Origin of the sequence: Idiomarina fontislapidosi (genome assembly GCF_003226255.1) — a bacterium.
Lineage (GTDB): Bacteria > Pseudomonadota > Gammaproteobacteria > Enterobacterales > Alteromonadaceae > Idiomarina > Idiomarina fontislapidosi.
Genome location: NZ_QJST01000008.1, coordinates 45,548 through 66,118 on the forward strand (window position 1 = coordinate 45,548; position 20,571 = coordinate 66,118).

Consider the following 20,571-nt stretch of genomic DNA (forward strand, 5'->3'; position numbering starts at 1 on the left):
TTTAACTCAATGTAAATCACATGGGCAACTTATACGCTCTGTTATAACGCGTTATTTAAGCATGGTCCAACCACTAAATCGTGATCGTTCCTCGCAAATATTCGACTGCCTGTCCAAAAAGCTTCACGCGGTCGCCATCTAGCTCACAAATAACCTGCCCTCCGCGTGCAGAGAGTTGCGTACCAACGACCCGTTGGCGTTGCAAACGTTGACTCCAGAAAGGTGCTAACTGACAGTGGGCAGAGCCGGTGACTGGATCTTCGTTCACATTCAGCTTAGGGAAGAAACAACGGCTGACGAAACCATCCCCGTCGGCTGCCGTCGCGACCACGCCACGTGAGCTCAGTTGCTTCAGGGCGTTGTAATCAGGTGACAAGGCGCGTACCTGCGCAGCGCTATCGAACACAGCAATATGGTCAAATCCGAGTAATAATTCGGCGGGCTCCGCTCGTAGCCCCTCATTAATTAGCCTATCGGTAGCAATCGGTTGCGGACGTGTCGCCGGAAAGTCCATCATCATTCCTGCGGTCGCTTGACTCACACTCAACGTGCCACTGCGTGTATTGAAATGCACTTCCGTGATGTTTGGACGCAAATGGCTAAATACAACAAAAGCGGCTGCTAATGTTGCATGCCCGCAGAGGTCGACTTCCGCGGCTGGAGTAAACCAACGTAAATCAAAAACCTCGGGGCTTAACGTAGGTGTCAGAAATGCCGTTTCGGAGAGGTTATTCTCCTCAGCTATCTGTTGAAGTTTTGCATCAGGCAGCGGGGTTTCTAGCAACGGCACGACGGCTGCGGGGTTACCACCAAATACTTTTTCTGTAAAGGCATCAACTTGATATAAAGAAAGTTGCATTGAACTAATTCCTTGTGTTTTCCTCTAAATAGGTATAAACCTAATTGTGTAATCAACTTGAGTCTCGTTAAATCACGAAACCGTTCATGTTGGTGACATAGGCTGTAAGTTAAATTAGTTGAGAGCTGAACGCTAAGATGTATCGGAAATTTTTTGCTCTACTCATTGTCACGATAACGCTACTCGCGCAACCCGCGATGGCTTCTTTGAGTGCGCATAGCGTCCATAGTGTTTCTTCTAATGTCGACTTATCCGTATATCATGCCGAGCATTGTCAAGGAATCCTCCAGACATCCTCTGCCAGTGATATAGGTTCAGAGCAGTCTGATCACACGCCCACGATCACAAGCCAACACCTCTGTTCGTCGGTTGTCTTAACAGATGCTCGCATCCTTACGACTATTCGGCACGTAGCTGAGGTCGAATATATACGCCCGCAACTGAGAGCCCCACCAACGACTGTTTAATTCCGCTGTATTTAAGTTATTAATTTTGGAATTAAGGAGTACGTTATGACTGAGTTTAAATCACTCAAATCAGTGTCTCATGGTGATGCTGTTACTTTATCGTCACAAGCACGTGACCCGTTCGTATGTGATTGGCACGCCAATGCACTGCATGTATTCGACGACTTCGAGCGTCATGACCCGTTGCTGCTGCGCGCCACTACCAGCTTGGACCGTGCAGAGCAGTTAATGCACTCGGCTAAAGTTCGCTACGCCTGTGTTGTCAATAACAACGAACAGATCATCGGACTGGTTGCGCTGCGAGAGTTTCATAGTCGCCATGCAATGCAAGTGAGCCAATCCACCCAACTGCCATGGGCAGAGCTCACAGTAGGTGATTTGATGAGAAAGCTGGACGAATTGCCTCAAGCAGAATACAAACAGCTGCAAAAAGCACGCATTGGTGATGCCGCCGCAACACTTAAGTCAGCAGGTCGCGACTTTTTATTGGTATTTGAGTCGGGCTCAATTCGAGGTGTTGTTTCATCATTGCGTATCGCGCAAGTGACCGGTGAATCAGTCAATATTTACCATTCAGCATCAACGTTTGCAGAAATTATATCTGCCGTGAATCACTCACACTTAAATGATTAAGTAAAAAGGCGGCTAAGCCGCCTTTTTTATTGACCCTACATGCCGACCAACGGCATTAAAACGTATAACTCACTTCAAAGCGCACCGTTCTTGGCTCCATCACATGATAATGTAAATCATCAACGCCAGCTGCCGGCTCACCTTGTAGACGTGATGCATAGTAGTAATCGATGTCATGGTCATTGCTGTCGAGTAAGTTGAGTACCTGAACTTGTGCTGACCAATTAGCCCATTGCTTAGCGAGTAAAAAGTTGACCACTGTCGAGCTCTCCGAACGCACGCTATTATCTTCAGTCAACGGGCGTTCGCCGATGTAGCGCACACGCAATGTAGACAGCCAATTGTCACCAAACCGCTGTGTCGCACCGACCTGCAAAATATCTTCTACCGCACCGGGGATATAGGTATCCGGCAACGCATCATCAAACTCAGCGTCGGTATAGGCATATTCAAGGTCAAAACTCAGATTGTCATTCACATTATAGTAGGCTGCCAGCTCAATACCATGGCGAAATGACGGACGACTTGCTTCGGTATTACCCGCATCGCCCACGAACAATAGTTCGCTATCTTGCTCGAGTGCCCACAACGCAACCGAGCTGTTGAACTGGCTATTCGGGCGCCAGCGCATACCCACTTCATAGCCTAAGGCACGCACTAACGGGTCGACGGGCGCGACGTCATCGCCTGAGTTAGGGTCAATGCGTGTAACCGTGCCTCGTGCATCGTTCGAGTGAAACCCTTGACCCGCCGACAAATAGATCTCCATGTCGTCCTTTAGCAGATAATTGAGGCTTCCCTTGAGCGACCATAACGCATCGGATTCTTTGCCATTATTTTCGGTTAATGCCACATCGTAGATGTTCTGGTTAAGTCGGCTAGCCACATCAAAATCAAAATAGTCGTAGCGCAGCGATACGGAACTTCGTAACCGCCCGGTCCATTGATAATCGTGGGTGACATAGGAGCCAAAGCTCCATTCATCAACGCGGTCACTGCGCACTGCACCAAGTCGCTCGCGCGCCTCACTTTTATATAAGCCCACTTCGCCAATATCGTCGTAACGCGTATCAAAGCCAACAGTCACGTTATTATTGATATGCCAACTACCCGACGCGCCATAAATCATACGGTCATCCACCTGCTCAAACTGGTCGCCATTTACGGGATCATCAAGATAGTAGGTAAAGTTAGAAAACAGTGACAGCCCGTAGTCGATAGCGTAGGCGCTCAGTGCATAGTCGGCTGTCGTATATATTGCGTTAAGACTGTAACGATGTGTTTTTCCACCTAACGTCGGATCAATCGAGCCAAGTTCATCGATGAGTCCTGACTGTACCGCTCGTGCTGGAATCTGATCAGCGCTGTTCCACTCGTTGTGATAACCCATCGCTCCAAGTGTCAATACGCCGTCATCGAGTCGAATACTGTGCTTGAGCACGCCATTCAGCTTGTCGGCATCTTCATCGATATCAGACCATGGTCCATCATAAGTTTGATACTCAAACGCGTATAACGTCGCATTTCGGCTGCCCGAGTTGATACTGTCCGTAATCAGCGTACGCCGGTAGTTATCCTCACCCACTGTGACCGAAGCGAGTCCGTCACGTCGTGTCATTTGTGTGCTAAAACCAACGCTTCCAGCACCTGAAAAGTCCCCTACGTCGCCATAATAGGTGCCTTTCTGATAGGTCACCTGTGCGATAATTTCTGGGATTAGGAAATTAATATCGGTATAACCTTGCCCATGACCGTGACTGCGCATGTTTACCGGCATACCATCAACGTATGTGGCAAAGTCGGTACCATGGTCCAGATTAAAACCCCGTAAAAAATACTGGTTCGCTTTGCCACTTCCGCTGTGTTGTGTGGCACTCATGCCCGGAATGAGCTCCATCAACTCACCGGTGCGTAACATCGGTCTTATTTCAATCTCTGGTTGACCTAACACGCCCTCCGAAGCGGACATCGACTGCCCAAGAAGGTTCGCCTGATGTCCCGAGACAAGAATACGCTCAATACCATCATGCGCATTAACCGAGGAAAGAGGTAAAACGCTGACTAATGCGCTTACAACGAGTGAGAGCCTAAACTTGACCATGTAAACCTCATAACAAAGTTAATAACCCAATTATCATACTAAATATTCAACAAAGGCGCATACCAAATGCGAGAAAAGCTATTCGAAGTAAGGTTAACTTCGGAAATTAATGATAAATCGATTATTCTAATCGTTTTTTATGATTTATATTGGCGGGATAAATTCATAAAACTAGTCTATATTACACCTCGATGAACGCCGTTTAATTAACACGAGGTTAACAAAATGAACATTGGAAGACATTTTAGTATCTCAGCATTGTCTGCAGCAGTTGCGTTGACGCTCTCTGCGCCGACTCTGGCTCAGCAAGGACATGATTATCACCATGGCAAGCAACAGCAAAGCCAACAAGCAAAGGAAAATAGCTTTTGGTGGCCTAATCAGCTGAACTTAGAACCCCTACGCCAACACAGTCCCGAGTCAAACCCTCTTGACGCTGACTTTGATTATGCCAAAGCCTTTAATTCACTTGATCTCGAAGCTGTTAAAAAAGATATCGAAGCGCTAATGACATCTGATCAAGATTGGTGGCCAGCAGATTATGGTCACTATGGTCCTTTCTTTATTCGTATGGCTTGGCACGGTGCGGGTACATATCGAGTTCAAGACGGTCGCGGTGGTGCAGCAGGCGCACAACAGCGCTTTGAACCCTTAAACAGTTGGCCAGATAACGTGAGCTTAGACAAAGCACGCCGTTTGCTGTGGCCTGTAAAGCAAAAATATGGACGCGATATTTCTTGGGCTGACTTGATGGTGTTGACCGGCAACGTGGCGCTCGAGTCGATGGGCTTTAAAACATATGGTTTCGCGGGTGGACGTGAGGATGCTTGGGAACCTGATATCGTCTATTGGGGACCAGAAACCGAGTGGTTGGGCGACAAACGTTACAAGGGTGACCGCAAGTTAGAGAACCCACTCGCAGCTGTGCAAATGGGGCTTATCTACGTCAATCCTGAAGGTCCTAACGGTAAGCCTGATCCATTACTGGCGGCTAAAGACATCCGTGATACCTTTGGTCGTATGGCGATGAACGACGAAGAAACCGTGGCGTTGATTGCAGGTGGTCACACCTTTGGTAAAGCACACGGTGCGCACAAACCTGAGGAGTGTTTAGGTGCTGAACCTGCTTCCGCACCGGTTGAAGAGCAAGGTTTGGGTTGGAAAAACAGTTGCGGCAAAGGTAACGCTGAAGACACTATTACCAGTGGCTTAGAAGGTGCCTGGTCGGTCAATCCAACGGCTTGGACCACTCAGTACCTTGATAATTTGTTCGGCTTTGAATGGGAACAAACGCGCAGCCCAGCCGGTGCTATTCAGTGGATCCCGAAAGATGGCCAAGGTGCTAACATGGTGCCCGACGCTCATGCCGAGGGTAAACGTCATGCACCTATTATGTTCACGACGGATCTTTCGCTTAAGTTTGACCCTGAGTACCGCAAAATAGCAAAACGCTTCCAAGAAAACCCTGAGGAGTTTGAACTCGCCTTTGCTAAAGCATGGTTTAAGCTAACTCACCGGGATATGGGACCTAAAGCGCGCTACTTGGGCGACTTAGCACCTAAAGATGATTTGATTTGGCAAGATCCAATCCCTGAGATCAATTACACGTTGATTAATGACAGCGAAATCGCCGAGCTAAAAGAGCAGATTCTAGCAAGCGATTTGACGGTACAAGAACTTGTTCGCACTGCTTGGGCAGCGGCTTCAAGCTTCCGTGCCACAGATATGCGTGGTGGTGCTAATGGTGCACGTATTGCATTAGAACCACAGATCAATTGGGAAGCGAATAACCCTGAGGAGCTCAAACGAGTACTTAATGAACTTAAGACCATTCGCACTGAGTTCAATAAATCGCTCTCTGGTAATAAGCAAGTATCTCTAGCAGATACCATCGTACTAGCGGGCGCTGCTGCCATTGAGAAAGCCGCTGCAGATGCTGGACATGACGTAACAGTTCCCTTTGTTGCTGGACGCGCAGATGCGACGCAAGAAATGACTGACGTTCAGTCGTTTGCGTTCTTGGAACCAACGGCAGACGCTTTCCGTAATTATTACAGTAAAGAAAGCCGTTTGAACCCTGCTCAAATGATGGTTGATAAAGCCGATACCCTAGACTTAACAGTGCCTGAAATGACTGTTTTGGTCGGCGGTCTTCGCGCTTTAGGCGCTAACTACGAAGGCACAGACTACGGTGTGTTCACTGATGAACCCGGCACACTCACCAATGACTTCTTCGTCAACTTGTTAAGCATGGATACCCAATGGGAGCCATCAAAAGACGACGAATCACTGTATATTGGTCGTGACCGTACTTCTGGTGAAGAAAAGTACACGGCTACCACGGTCGATCTGATCTTTGGTTCAAATTCAGAGTTGCGCGCTGTTGCCGAAGTGTATGCACTTGATGATGCCGATGACAAGTTCATCAATGACTTTATCAAAGCATGGACGAAAGTAATGCAGCTTGATCGCTTCGACTTAGAAAAGTCATAAGGTGATTTAAACCTTGTTAACACGGATACCGACCGGTCGTTTAGACCGGTCGGTATTTTTTTACCTGAGCATCGTCCCCACACTGCTGACCTTCACACTGATAAATCAAATCCAGTACAGCTGCCGAAAAATTAACCTCTACTAACTCAAGCAAAGTTATGCAAAACTGGCAAAAAACCATAACGAGAATAATTTATGACTTATCCTATTTCTACGCTAGTTACCATTTGCCTAATCGCATTTACACCGTTACATAGCAAGGCGGTGCAAGCACCAGAACCTGATATTAAATCGGCGGCACAGTTTCAGGTTGTTGAACACCGTGACCGCATTGAACCTGTGAACGCCATGATGCATGAGCGACTTGATACATTACTCCCGGCATTAATGGATGCAGCCGACCTTGATATGTGGCTGGTCATCAACCGCGAATACGCTGAAGATCCAGTCTACTTTTCCCTTGTACCTCAACCTACTTTCGCTGCTCGACGCACCACCATGCTTATTTTTAATCGTCATAAGGACGGCCATGTCGAAAAGTTATCAGTCAATACCTATCCGTTTGGTAAGCCCTATGAGTCCGTCTGGTCTGGGGGCAACCTAACCGAGCAATGGGAGGCGTTGGCGAAACTGATCGTCGATAAAAACCCTCAACGTATTGGCATCAACGTATCAAAGGACTGGCCGGTCGCTGACGGGCTGACGAAAGGTCTACATGAGCGTCTACTTGAGGTGTTACCTCAGCAGTATCAACAGCGACTTGTTTCCGCCGAGGACCTCGTCGTGCGTTGGGTAGAAACCCGTACTGAGCAAGAAGCAAGCATACTCAGTACCGCTGTTGCCCTTGCCCGCGGCGTCATCGCCGAGGCATTCAGTAATAAAACCATCACCCCCGGTGTCACCACCACCGATGATGTGGCTTGGTACATTCGCGAGCGCTTTGAACAACTGGGATTGGATGCGTGGTTTATGCCTTATGTGACCTTTCAGCGAGAAGGCAATCAATGCGACGACAACACACCGTTCTGCAGCACAGGTAAGGGAGTTATCAAACGTGGTGACGCACTGCACACCGACGTCGGCATTTGTTATCTGACCATGTGCACCGATACTCAGGAAATGGCCTATGTGCTCAAGCACGATGAAAACCAGGCGCCTGAGGGCCTAATCGCCGCTCTAGCAACCGGCAATCGCTGGCAGGACACGTTAACCGCTGAGTTTGTTACTGGCCGCAGCGGCAATCAAGTATTGGCAGCAACGATCAAGGCGAGCAACGCGGCGGGTATCAACAGTAGCACTTATACACATCCGATTGGTTTTTACGGGCATGCGCCAGGTCCGACAATTGGCATGTGGGATAACCAGGGCCCTACACCAGTGCGCGGCGACTGGCCATTATATGCCAATACCGCCTATGCGATTGAAGGCAATATCAAACAGTCAGTACCCGAATGGGATGGTCAGATGATTCAAATCATGCTTGAACAGACGGCGTTTTTTGACGGAAATAAGGTACGCTACAGTGCTGGACGCCAAACTCAGTGGCATTTGATCCGCTAGTGTGTTTTAAGGGGTGTAGGTAGATATAACTGAAAAGCGTTATTGGTGCCGAGGGGGGGACTTGAACCCCCACGCTGTTACCAGCGGTGGATTTTGAATCCACTGCGTCTACCAATTCCGCCACCTCGGCATAAGATAGGTTGTCTTGGTCGACGGGTGGGATTATACCCATGACATCGTTCTAATCAAGCAAATATTGCAGAAATTTTGCTGAATGACGTTCGTTTGCTCATTCCTTAACCGAACGACCCTACTGCGCCTCGCCTCACCTCATGATAAACTGTTCGGGTCATCGGTTGTTAGAGATAAAATTATGCCATCAGAAGCTCAAAAATTGCACGCCAGTTTCCCATCAGCGACTTTTCTACGTCGTGTCGCAGCATGGATTTATGATTTTTTAGTCGCCTGTGCAATGGTGATGCTAGCTACTGGCTTGGCGCTCGGAGCTGCGGCAATGACCACGAGCTTGGGCTGGGTTCACTTACCTGAAGGAATGGACCACGCCGAATTTATTGACCAAGGGCCTTGGTTAAGTATTTATTTAGTGGCCGTATTGGCGTTGTTTTTCGGTTACTTCTGGAAAACCTCAGGACAAACCGTAGGTATGCGAGCATGGCGGTTAAAGTTACAACAACGCAATGGCGCTCGCTTAACCAACAAACAGGTTATGATAAGGTTAGTCACCTGTGCTTTTGGTTTGGGCAATCTCTGGGTATTGATCGATTTTAAAAACCGACGCGCTTGGCAAGACTATGCAGCAAAGACCGAGCTGGTTACCCTCTCAAAAGAAGCCAACCAGCTGTTTTATTGGAAAGAACTCTAGCTTTTACGCTGCATGATAAATACTGCAGCACCGGCAAACACTAAGCTCGGTAACAAGGCTCCAAGGACTGCAGGCACTTGATAAACCTGTGCCAAGGGGCCAAAAATCTCATTACTCACATGAAACGCAAAGCCTGTAATCACGCCCATCAGTATACGAGCCCCCATACTGGTCTCACGCAGCGGACCAAATATAAATGACAAGGCAACTAACAACATGACCGCCACCGTGATGGGTGAAAGCAGCTTACGCCATAAAGCCAGTTCATAACGCTGCGCTGATTGCTCATTCGCTTTTAAATAGGTGAGATAATCTATCAGACCAGTAATGGATAGTGACTCCGGTTTGATGGTGACCACACCCAATTTATCAGGCGTTAAACTCGGCCGCCACATCGTTGAGTCAAAGCGATTTTCAATGACCTCTTGTTCGGTCAACTGGGTTTCAACAACGTTGTTTAACCGCCACGCATCGTTGTTAAAAACCGCTGTTTGGGCGTATGTGACTTTGTCGAGCTGCTGTTTACCATCAAAATCGTAAATTAGAACGCCATTTAACCGCCCTGTATCCTCGACTTCAGAAATATTAATAAAGTCGTCACCATCTTTTGCCCATACACCACGTTGTGCCGAAATAAGGCTGCCACCCGAAATCTCCTGCGCACGGATCAAGCGACCTTTTGCCTCCATCGGCGGCGCCACCCATTCGCCAATGGCTATCACAGCGATCATCATAATAATCGCTGTTTTCATAACGGCTCCTGCGATATTCAGTTTGGAGCGCCCAGCCGCCTGCATCACAATCAATTCTGAATTACTCGCCAGCACACCCATACCAATTAACCCACCGAGCAAAGCGGCCATTGGAAAGAACACTTCTATATCTCGGGGAATGCTATAAAACACAAAAAGTGCTGCGTCTAATACTTCGTAGTTACCTCGCCCAACCGACTTGAGCTGCTCAACAAAGCGTATCAGCCCCGATAAGCCCGTCAGTACGATCAAGCTCATTAACGAGGTTCTTAGCACAGTCGCGCCAATATAGCGGTCTAAAATACTCAGCATGGTTATACCCCTCGGCTACGTTGACGCCAAAACATCAGGTGCGCCCAGAACTTCAGTCCAACGGGACGCGCGCGACTTAACAACGCGATACCAAAAACCAGCAACGCAACATGTATCCACCATAAGCCAATATAGCTGGGTATTACACCATCTCGTACAGCGGACTTAGCCGCCATAAGCACCAAGAAGTAACCTAAGTAAATTAATATCGCGGGTGCCATACGCGCAAACTTGCCCTGACGTGGGTTAACACGGCTTAACGGCACAGCAATGAGTGTCAGTAGCGGCATCGCAAGCGGGATAGCAATACGCCACTGCAGCTCTGCTGCCGCCGCTGTTGAGTTCTCCTGCCATAACTCAGTGATCGTGTACGCCTCTAAGTCACGTAGTTGCTCATCCACGGGCTGTTCTTTTATCTGCAACCGATACTGTTCAAAGCTCATCAATTGATAATGTTCACCGTCACCTGCAAATCGCTTACCGTCACGGAGTTCTAACCATTGCGAACCAGAACTCTCCGTACTGACCTCACCGGAGTTAGAGACCACAACACTGCCTGAGCGAATCTGTCCTTGTTCTGCTTGGTGTTGAGCAACAAACACATTCTGAAGATCACCTTGGTCATTCTGGCTTTGAATAAAAATCACCGCCTTACCGTTGCTCGACTGTTGGAATCGACCAGGAATCAGCGCGGTAAGTCCACTATCAGCACGTGCCTTATCCTCAATTTTTTGTTCTTGCTCGAGTGACCACGGCACAACATACATTGTCAGTGCAGCAGTGACCAAGGCTAATAGAAAAGCAGCCACGAGAGTCACCCGTGTGACATACCATTCGCTGACACCACAGGCATGTAATACTGTCATCTCATTGTCTGCATAGATGCGCCCGTGCGCCAACAGAATTCCCAAGAACAGACTCAACGGAATGATCAATGCCAACAAGGCCGGCAAATTCAGCGATAACAACTGAAAGATAATAGAACTGGGGATATCCCCCTCGGAGGCGTCCGACAGCACGCGAACAAACTTTTGGCTGACAAATATTGTCATCAGCACAACTAGTACCGCGATTTGAGACTTTAATGTCTCAGCAATCAAATATTTAAAAATGCGCACGTTGCTCGACTCATAACTTTGGTTTTTACTGGAATAGCTGTGATTTTTAAGTAAACTTGTTATTTTAACAACAAATTTGTTTATTAGGCTAACTATAGCAGTCCTTGCGGCCTACCGAAATAGGAGCACATTCCATGGAGTTCAGCGTAAAAAGTGGCAACCCAGAAAAACAACGTTCCGCATGCATCGTTGTGGGTGTCTTCGAACCACGGAGGTTATCCGGTGTCGCAGAACAACTCGATAATGTCAGTGAAGGCTACCTGAGCAACTTACTGCGTCGCGGTGACTTAGAAGGCAAGACAGGTCAGGTACTCTTACTACATCATGTCCCTAATGTGCTGGCAGAGCGTGTATTGTTGGTGGGCTGCGGTAAAGAGCGTGAGCTTGACGAGCGTCAATATAAGCAAATCATTGCTAAAACCATTAATACGCTAAATGAAACAGGCTCGATGGAAGCCGTCTGTTTTCTGAGTGAGTTACACGTGAAAGGTCGTGATACCTACTGGAAGGTACGCATGGCCGTCGAGGCGGCACGCCAAACAATATATAGCTTTAACCAATTAAAAACTAAAAAAGAAGAACCGCGTCGTCCGTTGCGTAAATTAACCTTTAACGTACCAAGCCGCAAAGAGTTAACTATCGGCGAGCAAGCCATCAATCATGGGCTGTCAATCGCCGCAGGTATGGATAAGTGTCGTGATGTTGCCAACATGCCACCTAATATCTGTACTCCGCGTTATTTAGCAGAACAAGCTCATGCAATGGCAGAACACTATCCGCAGCTTGAAGTCACCACCGTCGAAGAAAAAGAGATGGCTGAGTTGGGTATGAATGCTTACCTAGCGGTTGGCCGTGGCTCAGAGAATGAGTCAGTGCTTACTCTAATGCACTACAAAGGAGCGGCTGACGATCAAGCACCGATTGTGTTGGTTGGCAAAGGCCTGACCTTCGATTCGGGTGGCATTTCGATTAAACCATCGGCCAATATGGACGAAATGAAATACGACATGGGCGGCGCTGCCGGCGTGTTCGGTGCTATGCAAGCCCTCGCTGAAATGAAGCTGCCGATTAATGTGATTGGCGTTATGGCAGGTTGTGAGAATATGCCAGATGGTAAAGCGTACCGACCAGGCGATATTCTTACGACCATGAGCGGGCAAACCGTCGAAGTACTGAATACGGATGCCGAGGGTCGTTTGGTATTATGCGATACCCTCACGTATGTGGAGCGTTTTGAGCCCGAGTTAGTGATCGATTTAGCGACCTTGACCGGTGCTTGTGTTGTGGCGCTCGGCTCGCATGCATCCGCCGTGTTAAGTCAACATAATCCGCTCGCCAGCGAGATCCTAAATGCCGCGTCGCAAAGTGGCGATAAAGCGTGGCGCTTACCACTGTGGGATGAATACCAGTCACAACTCGATAGTCCGTTTGCTGATATGCAAAATATTGGTGGCAAAGAGGCGGGTACTATTACTGCGGCCTGCTTCTTGTCTCGGTTTACACGTAAGTATAACTGGGCTCACATGGACATCGCGGGCACCGCTTGGAGTGGCGGCGCTAATAAAGGGTCGACTGGAAGACCTGTGCCATTGCTTAGTCAGTTCTTGATCAACCGCTGCCAACAAGTGGATGCGAACGACTAGCTATGCCGAGTGCAACGTTTTTTTTAGTACAAACGACCGACGAAGACGAGAAAAACAAGCTGATTTGCGATAAAATCGCGGCTTTATTTCGTCAGTATCGGAAATTGCTCGTGATGTGTGAAGATCAACAGCAGGCCGAATTGTTCGACGAACTTTTGTGGCAGCGGCCTGCCGATGGGTTTATTCCCCACGCGCTCGTAGGTGAAGCGATGCCAAACGGTGCACCTGTTACGCTCGCTTGGCTTCAAGCAGAGCAGCAGCCACGAACGGGTATGGCGCTCTTTAACTTGGCGAACCAAGTACCCGAAGTAGCACAACGCAGCCAACACATTTTTGACCTTGTGCCGGCAGCCGAACACGAGAAAGCCGTCGCACGAGAGCGATACAAACATTATCGAGCTCGCGGTTGCCAAATGCGCACCGAGCCGTTAACAGCAAAGCATAATTAAGGCCATTATGGACAAGACGTACTCCCCTAAAGACATCGAAGAATCGTTATATCAAGCGTGGGAAAGCAAGGGCTATTTTAAGCCCTCGGGCAAAGGTGATGCATATTCAATTATGATCCCGCCCCCTAATGTGACAGGTAGCCTGCACATGGGTCACGCTTTTCAGCACACCATCATGGATATACTGACGCGTTACCAACGTATGGATGGTAAAAATGCATTATGGCAAGTCGGTTCTGACCACGCAGGTATCGCAACACAGATGGTGGTTGAGCGCCAGCTCGCAGCAGAAGGCAAAAGCCGCGCCGATTTAGGTCGTGAAGCGTTTATCGACAAAGTCTGGGAGTGGAAGCAACAGTCCGGTGGTACCATCACTTCGCAGATGCGTCGTTTGGGTGATTCTGTCGATTGGGATCGCGAACGTTTTACCATGGATGAAGGTCTGTCTAAAGCAGTACTCGAAGTCTTCGTGAAGCTTCACAAAGAAGGTCTTATTTACCGTGGCAAACGCTTGGTGAACTGGGATCCAAAGTTACAAACCGCAATCTCCGATCTTGAAGTTGAAAATAAAGAGCAGCAGGGTCACATCTGGCATCTGCGCTATCCACTAGCGGATGGCGAGAAAACGGAAGACGGTAAAGATTATTTGGTTGTCGCAACGACTCGTCCTGAGACGATGCTCGGCGATGTCTGTGTTGCCGTTCACCCCGAAGACGAGCGCTATCAACATTTGGTGGGTAAGCACATCAACTTACCACTGGTCGATCGCCAAATCCCAATCATCGCCGATGACTATGTTGATCGTGAATTTGGCACCGGTTGCGTCAAAATCACCCCTGCTCATGACTTTAACGATTATGAGATCGGCAAACGTAACGAACTCGGCATGATTTCAGTGCTTGATGATACTGCACATGTATTGAGCACCGCGGGTTTGTACACAAGTAAAGGTGAAGCGGTCGAATCGTTGGGAACGTTCAAAGGCGAACTTCCTGCCCAATTTGCAGGTCTTGAACGCTTTGAAGCGCGCAAACAAATCATCGCTGCGTTTGAAGAGCTCAATTTACTCGACAAAATTGAAAAGCATACAAATAAAGTACCTTATGGCGACCGTGGTGGTGTACCGATTGAACCTCACCTTACTGATCAATGGTACGTGCGTGTTGAATCGCTCGCAAAACAAGCCACCGAGGCGGTAGAGGACGGTCGTATTGAGTTCGTACCCAAACAGTATGAGAACATGTATTTCAGTTGGATGCGTGACATCCAAGACTGGTGTATTTCTCGTCAATTGTGGTGGGGGCATCGCATCCCAGCATGGTACGACGAACAAGGTAATGTCTATGTTGGCCGCAGCGAGGATGAAGTCCGTCAAGAAAATAACTTAGGCGACATCAAGTTATCGCAAGATGAAGACGTACTGGACACATGGTTCTCCTCGGCATTGTGGACCTTCTCCACCTTGGGTTGGCCAGAGCAAACTGATGACTTAAAAACCTTCCATCCAACCGATGTATTGGTCACCGGGTTTGATATTATTTTCTTCTGGGTTGCGCGCATGATCATGATGACCATGCACTTCCTCAAGGATGAAAATGGTCAGCCGCAGGTGCCCTTTAAGAAAGTCTATGTCACCGGTTTGATCCGTGACGAAGAAGGTCAGAAGATGTCCAAGTCGAAGGGCAATGTGCTTGACCCATTGGATATGATCGACGGCATCAGCGCGGACGAATTGGTTGAAAAGCGCACAGCTAATCTGATGCAACCTAAAATGCGTGAGAAAATTGCCAAAGCAACACGTAAGCAATTTCCAGAGGGTATCTCGGCGCACGGCACCGATGCATTGCGTTTCACGCTGACTGCGCTGGCTTCGACAGGGCGTGACATCAACTGGGACATGAAACGTCTCGAAGGTTATCGTAACTTCTGTAATAAATTATGGAATGCGAGCCGCTATGTGCTGATGAACACCGAGGAGCATGATTGCGGTCAATCAGGTGAAGACTGTCGGTTATCGCTCGCCGACGAATGGATTATTGCGTGCTTTAACCACACAGTTAAAGAATTCCGTCACGCATTAGATACCTATCGCTTTGACCAAGCCGCTGCGATTGCGTACGAGTTTACTTGGAACCAATTCTGTGACTGGTACTTAGAGCTTACCAAACCGGTACTCAATAACGGGACTGAAGCTGAACAACGCGGTACACGCCGCACGCTCGTAACGGTGCTCGAACAACTACTGCGTCTACTTCACCCAATTTTACCGTATATAACGGAGACCATTTGGCACCGCGTGAAACCGCTGGCTGGCGTAGAGGGCGAAACCATTATGCTGCAGCCGTTCCCACAGGCAAATGCCGACGTCGATCAACAAGCCATGCAGGATATGGAATGGTTAAAACGGGTCATCCTAGCAATCCGTAACGTCCGAGGTGAGATGGATTTATCACCTAACAAACCGTTACCGCTGCTCATCTCCCATTATGATGAGATGGCACGTGGTCGTATTGAGACGAACACAACCTTCTTACAAAGCCTTGCCAAGCTCGAAAAAATTGATTATTTGGCCGAGGGTGAGGAGCCGCCTGCAAGTATGACAAGCCTTGTCGACAGTATGCAATTGCATATCCCGATGGCCGGCTTAATCGACAAAGACGCGGAGTTAAAACGTCTGGATAAAGCATTGCAAAAGGCTGAGCAGGAACAGAAGCGGCTGAGTGGTAAGTTAAGCAACGAGAACTTTGTGAGTAAAGCGCCAGAGGCCGTCATTGCTAAAGAGCGTGAAAAACTGGCAGAAGCTGAAGAGGCGTTAGCTCAACTGAAGCAGCAACATGCAAAGATAGCATCTCTATAAGCATGTGACTGAGTAATCGTTGTTCACTCCGATGAATCAAAGGGCGCCTTTTCATGGCGCCCTTTTTAAAAGCTTACCGTCACTACCACTTGATCGCTGTAGGCACCGACCTCCGGAATGGTGCCATTATCGATAACCTCGACCTGAGCATTAAAGGTCTGAAAAAAGCCCGTTCCATTGCCGGCGAGTGGTGTCTCTGAGGAGAGCCTTTCGGCATTATTTGGCTGCCATATTTCATAATCTATAAACGATCCCTCACCGTTCGCCAACCGACGATTTTGTGCGGCGTGAAGGCCAAGCCCCGCGCTAATCTGAAAGTTCTGTCGTGTAGTGCATTTAACCGATATGGGTAAATCCGTTACTGATACATCTTGGACATCTGCGGCTTGTCCTAAATCAAGCGTGTCGGGCACATCAATGACGCAGGCTTTTTCGATACCTAACTGCAATTGCACGCTCACTTGGATATCGAGGTATTCGGGATTTAAGCAAATTGTAGTGACACTTAAGTCGCAGAACCGACCGCGAAAGTGCAACAAAATAGAATCCGTATACAGCCCCTCGGATAAATTAGCGGTATTTGTTCGAGCCCAGAGAGGCAGACGCAAGTTGCCACCTGACACAATCGATAACAGGTTCGCATCAGTCACCATGACTTCATCTCCAACGGTCACCAGTGCCACACTAAAGTTGGGATCCGGACTTATTTGATAAGCCACTTCATCGCCCAAAATATTCCGCATGACAAAACCATTAACTGACTGCGCCGCCTGCACACGCAGATTGGCTCTCGGTAATAGCCCGAGTTCTAGCGATCGGTTGCAGTCAATATCCGCATAACTGTTGGTTGTCAGCATCTGGCTTTGCGCCATGAATGACTCAACCTCCAAACCGAATTCGAAGTTAGGTAATGCCGAAACGGAGCATGCAGCATAAGCCGTGTTAACGATAGATGAAAGAATGAACAGAAAAAGCCCCACGATCTGTTTCACTGAACTATCTCCGCGTCTGGTTGCTGACATTTCACAGTCAGCTTTACAATTTCATCACGACTCTCAGCGCGCGGTATGCTGAGCTCGCATTCAGGTGATGAGAGGTGCATTGGTAAATCAGCATAAGGAACGTAGGCCTCGCCGTCCCAGCCTACGTAGTATTGGCGGCCAGTAGATGAAGTCAATAACGTACCTGGGGCAATAAACTCGCCGCTGGTGTTTAGAACAGTTAGGTAGACAGGTGTATGTGATACCACATTAAAATCATACAATATGCCTCCGCGCCCTTCTGGCACTTTACTTAGACTGGTTTTTTCGACGCCCGAGTTTACTGGGAGACCTGAGGGATCAAAGGAAATGTGGTTTTCGAGACCGCTTAACACGTTGGGTATAAGCAGCAAGCCGTTCTGGTCCGTTTTACCGATCTCTCGATGCGAAAACCGCACCGGGACGTCGGCATACTCGCCCACCTTAACAATCGCAAACGCTTGCTCGATAGGTCGTGTATTCCAAAATGAATTCTGTGAGTAAACCCAGGCTGTTTGAAATGAACCAAATACACGCGAGTCCCCCCCGGTATTGTTGACACCGAGCTTGCCAATAGACTGCTCTAAACGCCACTCTGACGACAACTGAGCGAAATCATCTTTACGCCCTTGTGAGGCAAGCGCTTCGACTTGGTATCCCTGATAACCGCGGTTACCAAACGAATAGCGATACTGCCGATAACTTGGCTGGTCCTTTTCAACTTGATGCGATGCAACAGCGATCCCACTTTCGCCAAAGTTATAACTAAAATTAATTGATGCCGTCCAACTATCGAGTGTGACGTCACGCGTCAAGTTTGCAAACACGTTGCCACGCCCCCAAGAACGACTGTAGCTCGCTGAGACAAATTGCGAATCTTGTCTAAATCGTCCTGAGTGAGCGTAGCTTCGTTCTATATAAGCCAGCGAGAGCGAACCTAAATGAGCCGCATTGACACTTAAAGAGGCATTCGTCTGTCGTGATGGTGTATCAATCTGACTGTAATAGCCAACTAGGTCATTAAAGCCCTGGTCTGCTAATGTATTGCTCAGATTAAGCCGAAACCATTCGCCTTGATAATCATAACCAACTTGCCACTGCTTTTTATGACTTTCACTATCAAAAATGACTTCACTAGTCAGTGCACCTAGCAGACCCAACCTCACTTGTGCTTCACCTCTCCATCCTGCATACCCTGAAGTCCAATCCAATCCGCCTCCTAACGTAAGCATCGAGCTGACACCGTGGCGGTAACTGCCCGAAAAGATTGCCTCGTTGCTGTAAGCAAAGCTCGACTGCCCAAAGTCCTCGCGTCCATAACCAAAACTCAACGCATAATCACTGAAGCCGCTTCGCAATAATTGTGGCGTGACGTAGAAAGGCTGATTGATCACCACTTGGCGTCCAAAGATATCCCGGCTCACAATGGTTGCTGTGCCTGCACCCGATACATACGGTGTATTCACGAACTCAAACGGGCCAGGACCTACGTCGGTCGTGGTGCTTCTTAACCCATTAATATATAAATCAACCACCGATGGTACTTCAGAGGATGCGCCGAACGCTGGCGTAGGAAAGGTAATTAAGTTAGGTCGTAAGCTATAATTTTTACGATACTGTACACCTCCGAAACGCAGGCTTCTCGACGTATTCCCACCTGCTGAGATGCTATCGCCAACAATCAACTGTGTTAACTGGTCGTAAGACTCCCAAGTGACAGAAGACGACAAGCGCACGCTATTGAGCGACTCGCCTTGTAAGCGTTGTGCGACATGTTGGCTATTAAACTGTAGGTCGCTTACACGTGCATTTAAGCTTACCTGAGCACCACCTATGAGCTCGTCTTGATTTGTTTGCCAATCAATAAAGGTGTCCGTATTTATCCAAGCGCTATTCAGCATCTGCGCCCGACTCTCTGGGATGCTCCGTGTCGAGTCCTTTTGCGTTAATCTAAATAACTTAGGCTGCACGGTTAAATTAATCTGCTGAGTTGACTCGTTATAGTCCGCTACAAATATTTCAGTGCTATTGAGCCACACAAGGTGTGGTGCATTATCGACACGGCGAATCGTTTCAGGTAACTGACCTAGTAATGAAATCAAACTATCACCCTCTATCGCAAAGCCTTGCTCATACTGAAAAAACATCAAGCTTTGTCCGCTATTCCAGTCATTTAAAAAAACATCGAGGTAACGAGGTTCTTGAGCATTGCCTGAAAGGGCCATCAGCCCAACGATGACATATGCTAGCTGTTTAGATTGGGATACGTATTTCTTGACGATGGCTAGTAAAAACAAGCGCGTAGTCCTCAAGTTCATCACAATCAATAGGGCTTTCTACTCTGATTTGCTCGCTAGGCAGCAGGTAATCAAATAACCCTTCACTCACGGTGTGAAGTTGATCGCCATCGAGTTGTAAATTACTAATACGCCAATGTATACCTGTTTTATTCTCAATCACTAGCTGGCTAAGGTTCTCGGAGAACTCGCATGACAGCTGAATACCCTCCTTAGCCAGTCGTTGATAAGCTTGAGTCTGGTTGGGCGTCGGCAAATCGACCGGCGCTCCGACAGCAAGAGGAAGCGAATAACGCATTTTAAAAGACACCCCATCACTCGCATCGCGCTGAGGCGTTAAATCATCGATTAATACTCGGTACATGTGCTCTTCTTCGTGTTCTGGCACAACACCCGTAAAATAGACTAAGCGCACCACCTGGGTTTCATTTGGACTAAGTTCAAAAATAGCGGGGCTTACAATTAACTCGCTTTGCTGAGAAAGCGCTTTATTATCATCACTGTTGACTTGCCAGCGCATCACCCTCACTTGCAGGACTTTCTCTTGCTCACCTTTGTTACTTAAGTTGACGTTAACCGACTTATTTCCAACTTCAAGCCTCGGCATCAACGGCCAAATAGCCACTTGGGCATTTACATACAACGGAAATATCAACAACACTAATGGCAGCAAGAACTTTACCATATAGTCCTCAATAGTTGACATAAAAGGTTACCGTATCCGAGTACTGCCCTACGCCTGCAAGTGAATCCGACACCAGCTCTGAGTAGATAACAATTTCTTGTTCGACGCCTGTGCCCGTGAAACTTCGTACTTCATTATTCAGCCAAGGGTTCGATAATTGGTTATCATCATAGAGCTGATAGGGCAGTGTATCCCCAGCGCTACTCTCAACAAACCGCTGACCATCCTGACCGTTCAGCCCGCCATCCAGACTAACTTGATAATCACTGCCTCGAGCACAGGTTAATGACACGCGTGTTTGAGTCATTAACGATTGTGATGGCGAAAATTGATCCACGGTACCAAAGTCCAATGCGACATTTTCTGTATGCAGTTGGCAGAAAGGTACCATCTCGAGTTTGATGATAACGCTATCAGACTGCGTTTGTGTCACTTGTGCCCAGCTCAAGCTGGACCATGCCCACGCCGTCATTAGCAACAAATAACTGATGCTTTTCATAACA

The 20,571-nt window shown here is 48.1% G+C and carries 15 protein-coding genes and 1 tRNA gene; 7 read left to right on the plus strand and 9 right to left on the minus strand.

Annotation, left to right across the window (positions count from 1 at the left end):
- Nucleotides 1–73 precede the first annotated feature (73 nt).
- Complete coding sequence (locus DFP83_RS09240; protein WP_110575034.1) at nucleotides 74–859, minus strand: PhzF family phenazine biosynthesis protein; 786 nt, start codon at nucleotides 857–859, stop codon at nucleotides 74–76.
- 512 nt (nucleotides 860–1,371) lie between these two features.
- Here DFP83_RS09240 and DFP83_RS09245 point away from each other — a divergent pair.
- Complete coding sequence (locus DFP83_RS09245) at nucleotides 1,372–1,959, plus strand: CBS domain-containing protein (protein ID WP_110575036.1); 588 nt, start codon at nucleotides 1,372–1,374, stop codon at nucleotides 1,957–1,959.
- Nucleotides 1,960–2,014: 55 nt separating this feature from the next.
- Here the strand turns inward: DFP83_RS09245 and DFP83_RS09250 are convergent, their stop codons facing one another.
- Nucleotides 2,015–4,060 (minus strand): TonB-dependent receptor, encoded by a 2,046-nt coding sequence (locus tag DFP83_RS09250; protein ID WP_110575038.1) that lies wholly within the window; start codon nucleotides 4,058–4,060, stop codon nucleotides 2,015–2,017.
- Between the two features lie 225 nt (nucleotides 4,061–4,285).
- Between DFP83_RS09250 and katG the strand changes: the two genes are divergently transcribed.
- On the plus strand, nucleotides 4,286–6,553 hold the full coding sequence (katG, locus tag DFP83_RS09255; protein ID WP_110575040.1) for a catalase/peroxidase HPI: 2,268 nt from the start codon (nucleotides 4,286–4,288) through the stop codon (nucleotides 6,551–6,553).
- A 195-nt stretch (nucleotides 6,554–6,748) separates the two neighbouring features.
- Nucleotides 6,749–8,113: a M24 family metallopeptidase gene (locus DFP83_RS09260; RefSeq protein WP_110575041.1), complete on the plus strand. Its 1,365-nt coding sequence runs from the start codon at nucleotides 6,749–6,751 to the stop codon at nucleotides 8,111–8,113.
- 43 nt (nucleotides 8,114–8,156) lie between these two features.
- Here the strand turns inward: DFP83_RS09260 and DFP83_RS09265 are convergent.
- Nucleotides 8,157–8,243 (minus strand) — tRNA-Leu (locus tag DFP83_RS09265).
- Nucleotides 8,244–8,426: 183 nt separating this feature from the next.
- Here DFP83_RS09265 and DFP83_RS09270 point away from each other — a divergent pair.
- Entirely contained in the window at nucleotides 8,427–8,936 is a 510-nt protein-coding gene (locus tag DFP83_RS09270) for an RDD family protein (RefSeq protein ID WP_110575043.1), read from the plus strand.
- Here DFP83_RS09270 and lptG read toward each other — a convergent pair.
- Nucleotides 8,933–10,000 carry an LPS export ABC transporter permease LptG gene (gene lptG, locus DFP83_RS09275; RefSeq protein ID WP_110575045.1) on the minus strand — a complete coding sequence of 356 codons (1,068 nt, stop codon included), beginning with the start codon at nucleotides 9,998–10,000 and terminating at the stop codon, nucleotides 8,933–8,935. The two genes, DFP83_RS09270 and lptG, sit on opposite strands and share 4 nt — an antisense overlap.
- A 2-nt stretch (nucleotides 10,001–10,002) precedes the next feature.
- On the minus strand, nucleotides 10,003–11,118 hold the full coding sequence (gene lptF / locus DFP83_RS09280; protein ID WP_110575047.1) for an LPS export ABC transporter permease LptF: 1,116 nt from the start codon (nucleotides 11,116–11,118) through the stop codon (nucleotides 10,003–10,005).
- Between the two features lie 134 nt (nucleotides 11,119–11,252).
- On the opposite strand from lptF, the gene pepA reads away from it, so the two are divergent.
- The 3 genes from pepA to DFP83_RS09295 are packed head-to-tail and all read left to right on the plus strand — an operon-like array spanning nucleotide 11,253 to nucleotide 16,067.
- Entirely contained in the window at nucleotides 11,253–12,761 is a 1,509-nt protein-coding gene (pepA, locus tag DFP83_RS09285; RefSeq protein WP_110575049.1) for a leucyl aminopeptidase, read from the plus strand.
- A gap of 2 nt (nucleotides 12,762–12,763) precedes the next feature.
- Nucleotides 12,764–13,210, plus strand: a complete 447-nt coding sequence (locus DFP83_RS09290; RefSeq protein WP_110575051.1) for a DNA polymerase III subunit chi — start codon at nucleotides 12,764–12,766, stop codon at nucleotides 13,208–13,210.
- A gap of 7 nt (nucleotides 13,211–13,217) precedes the next feature.
- The gene (locus tag DFP83_RS09295; RefSeq protein WP_110575052.1) at nucleotides 13,218–16,067 is read left to right on the plus strand and encodes a valine--tRNA ligase; all 2,850 of its coding nucleotides are present in this window, start codon (nucleotides 13,218–13,220) and stop codon (nucleotides 16,065–16,067) included.
- Between the two features lie 65 nt (nucleotides 16,068–16,132).
- Here DFP83_RS09295 and DFP83_RS09300 read toward each other — a convergent pair whose 3' ends face one another.
- The 4 genes from DFP83_RS09300 to DFP83_RS09315 are packed head-to-tail and all read right to left on the minus strand — an operon-like array spanning nucleotide 16,133 to nucleotide 20,567.
- A complete protein-coding gene (locus DFP83_RS09300) occupies nucleotides 16,133–17,059 on the minus strand; it encodes a spore coat protein U domain-containing protein (RefSeq protein WP_181416398.1) in 927 nt (308 codons plus the stop codon).
- Nucleotides 17,056–19,383 carry a fimbria/pilus outer membrane usher protein gene (locus DFP83_RS09305; protein WP_157981545.1) on the minus strand — a complete coding sequence of 776 codons (2,328 nt, stop codon included), beginning with the start codon at nucleotides 19,381–19,383 and terminating at the stop codon, nucleotides 17,056–17,058. Before DFP83_RS09305 ends, DFP83_RS09300 begins: the two co-directional genes overlap by 4 nt.
- The gene (locus tag DFP83_RS09310; protein ID WP_110575058.1) at nucleotides 19,340–20,089 is read right to left on the minus strand and encodes a fimbrial biogenesis chaperone; all 750 of its coding nucleotides are present in this window, start codon (nucleotides 20,087–20,089) and stop codon (nucleotides 19,340–19,342) included. Before DFP83_RS09310 ends, DFP83_RS09305 begins: the two co-directional genes overlap by 44 nt.
- Nucleotides 20,076–20,567, minus strand: coding sequence for a Csu type fimbrial protein (locus DFP83_RS09315; RefSeq protein ID WP_110575060.1), 492 nt, complete (start codon nucleotides 20,565–20,567; stop codon nucleotides 20,076–20,078). Before DFP83_RS09315 ends, DFP83_RS09310 begins: the two co-directional genes overlap by 14 nt.
- Nucleotides 20,568–20,571: the final 4 nt, after the last annotated feature.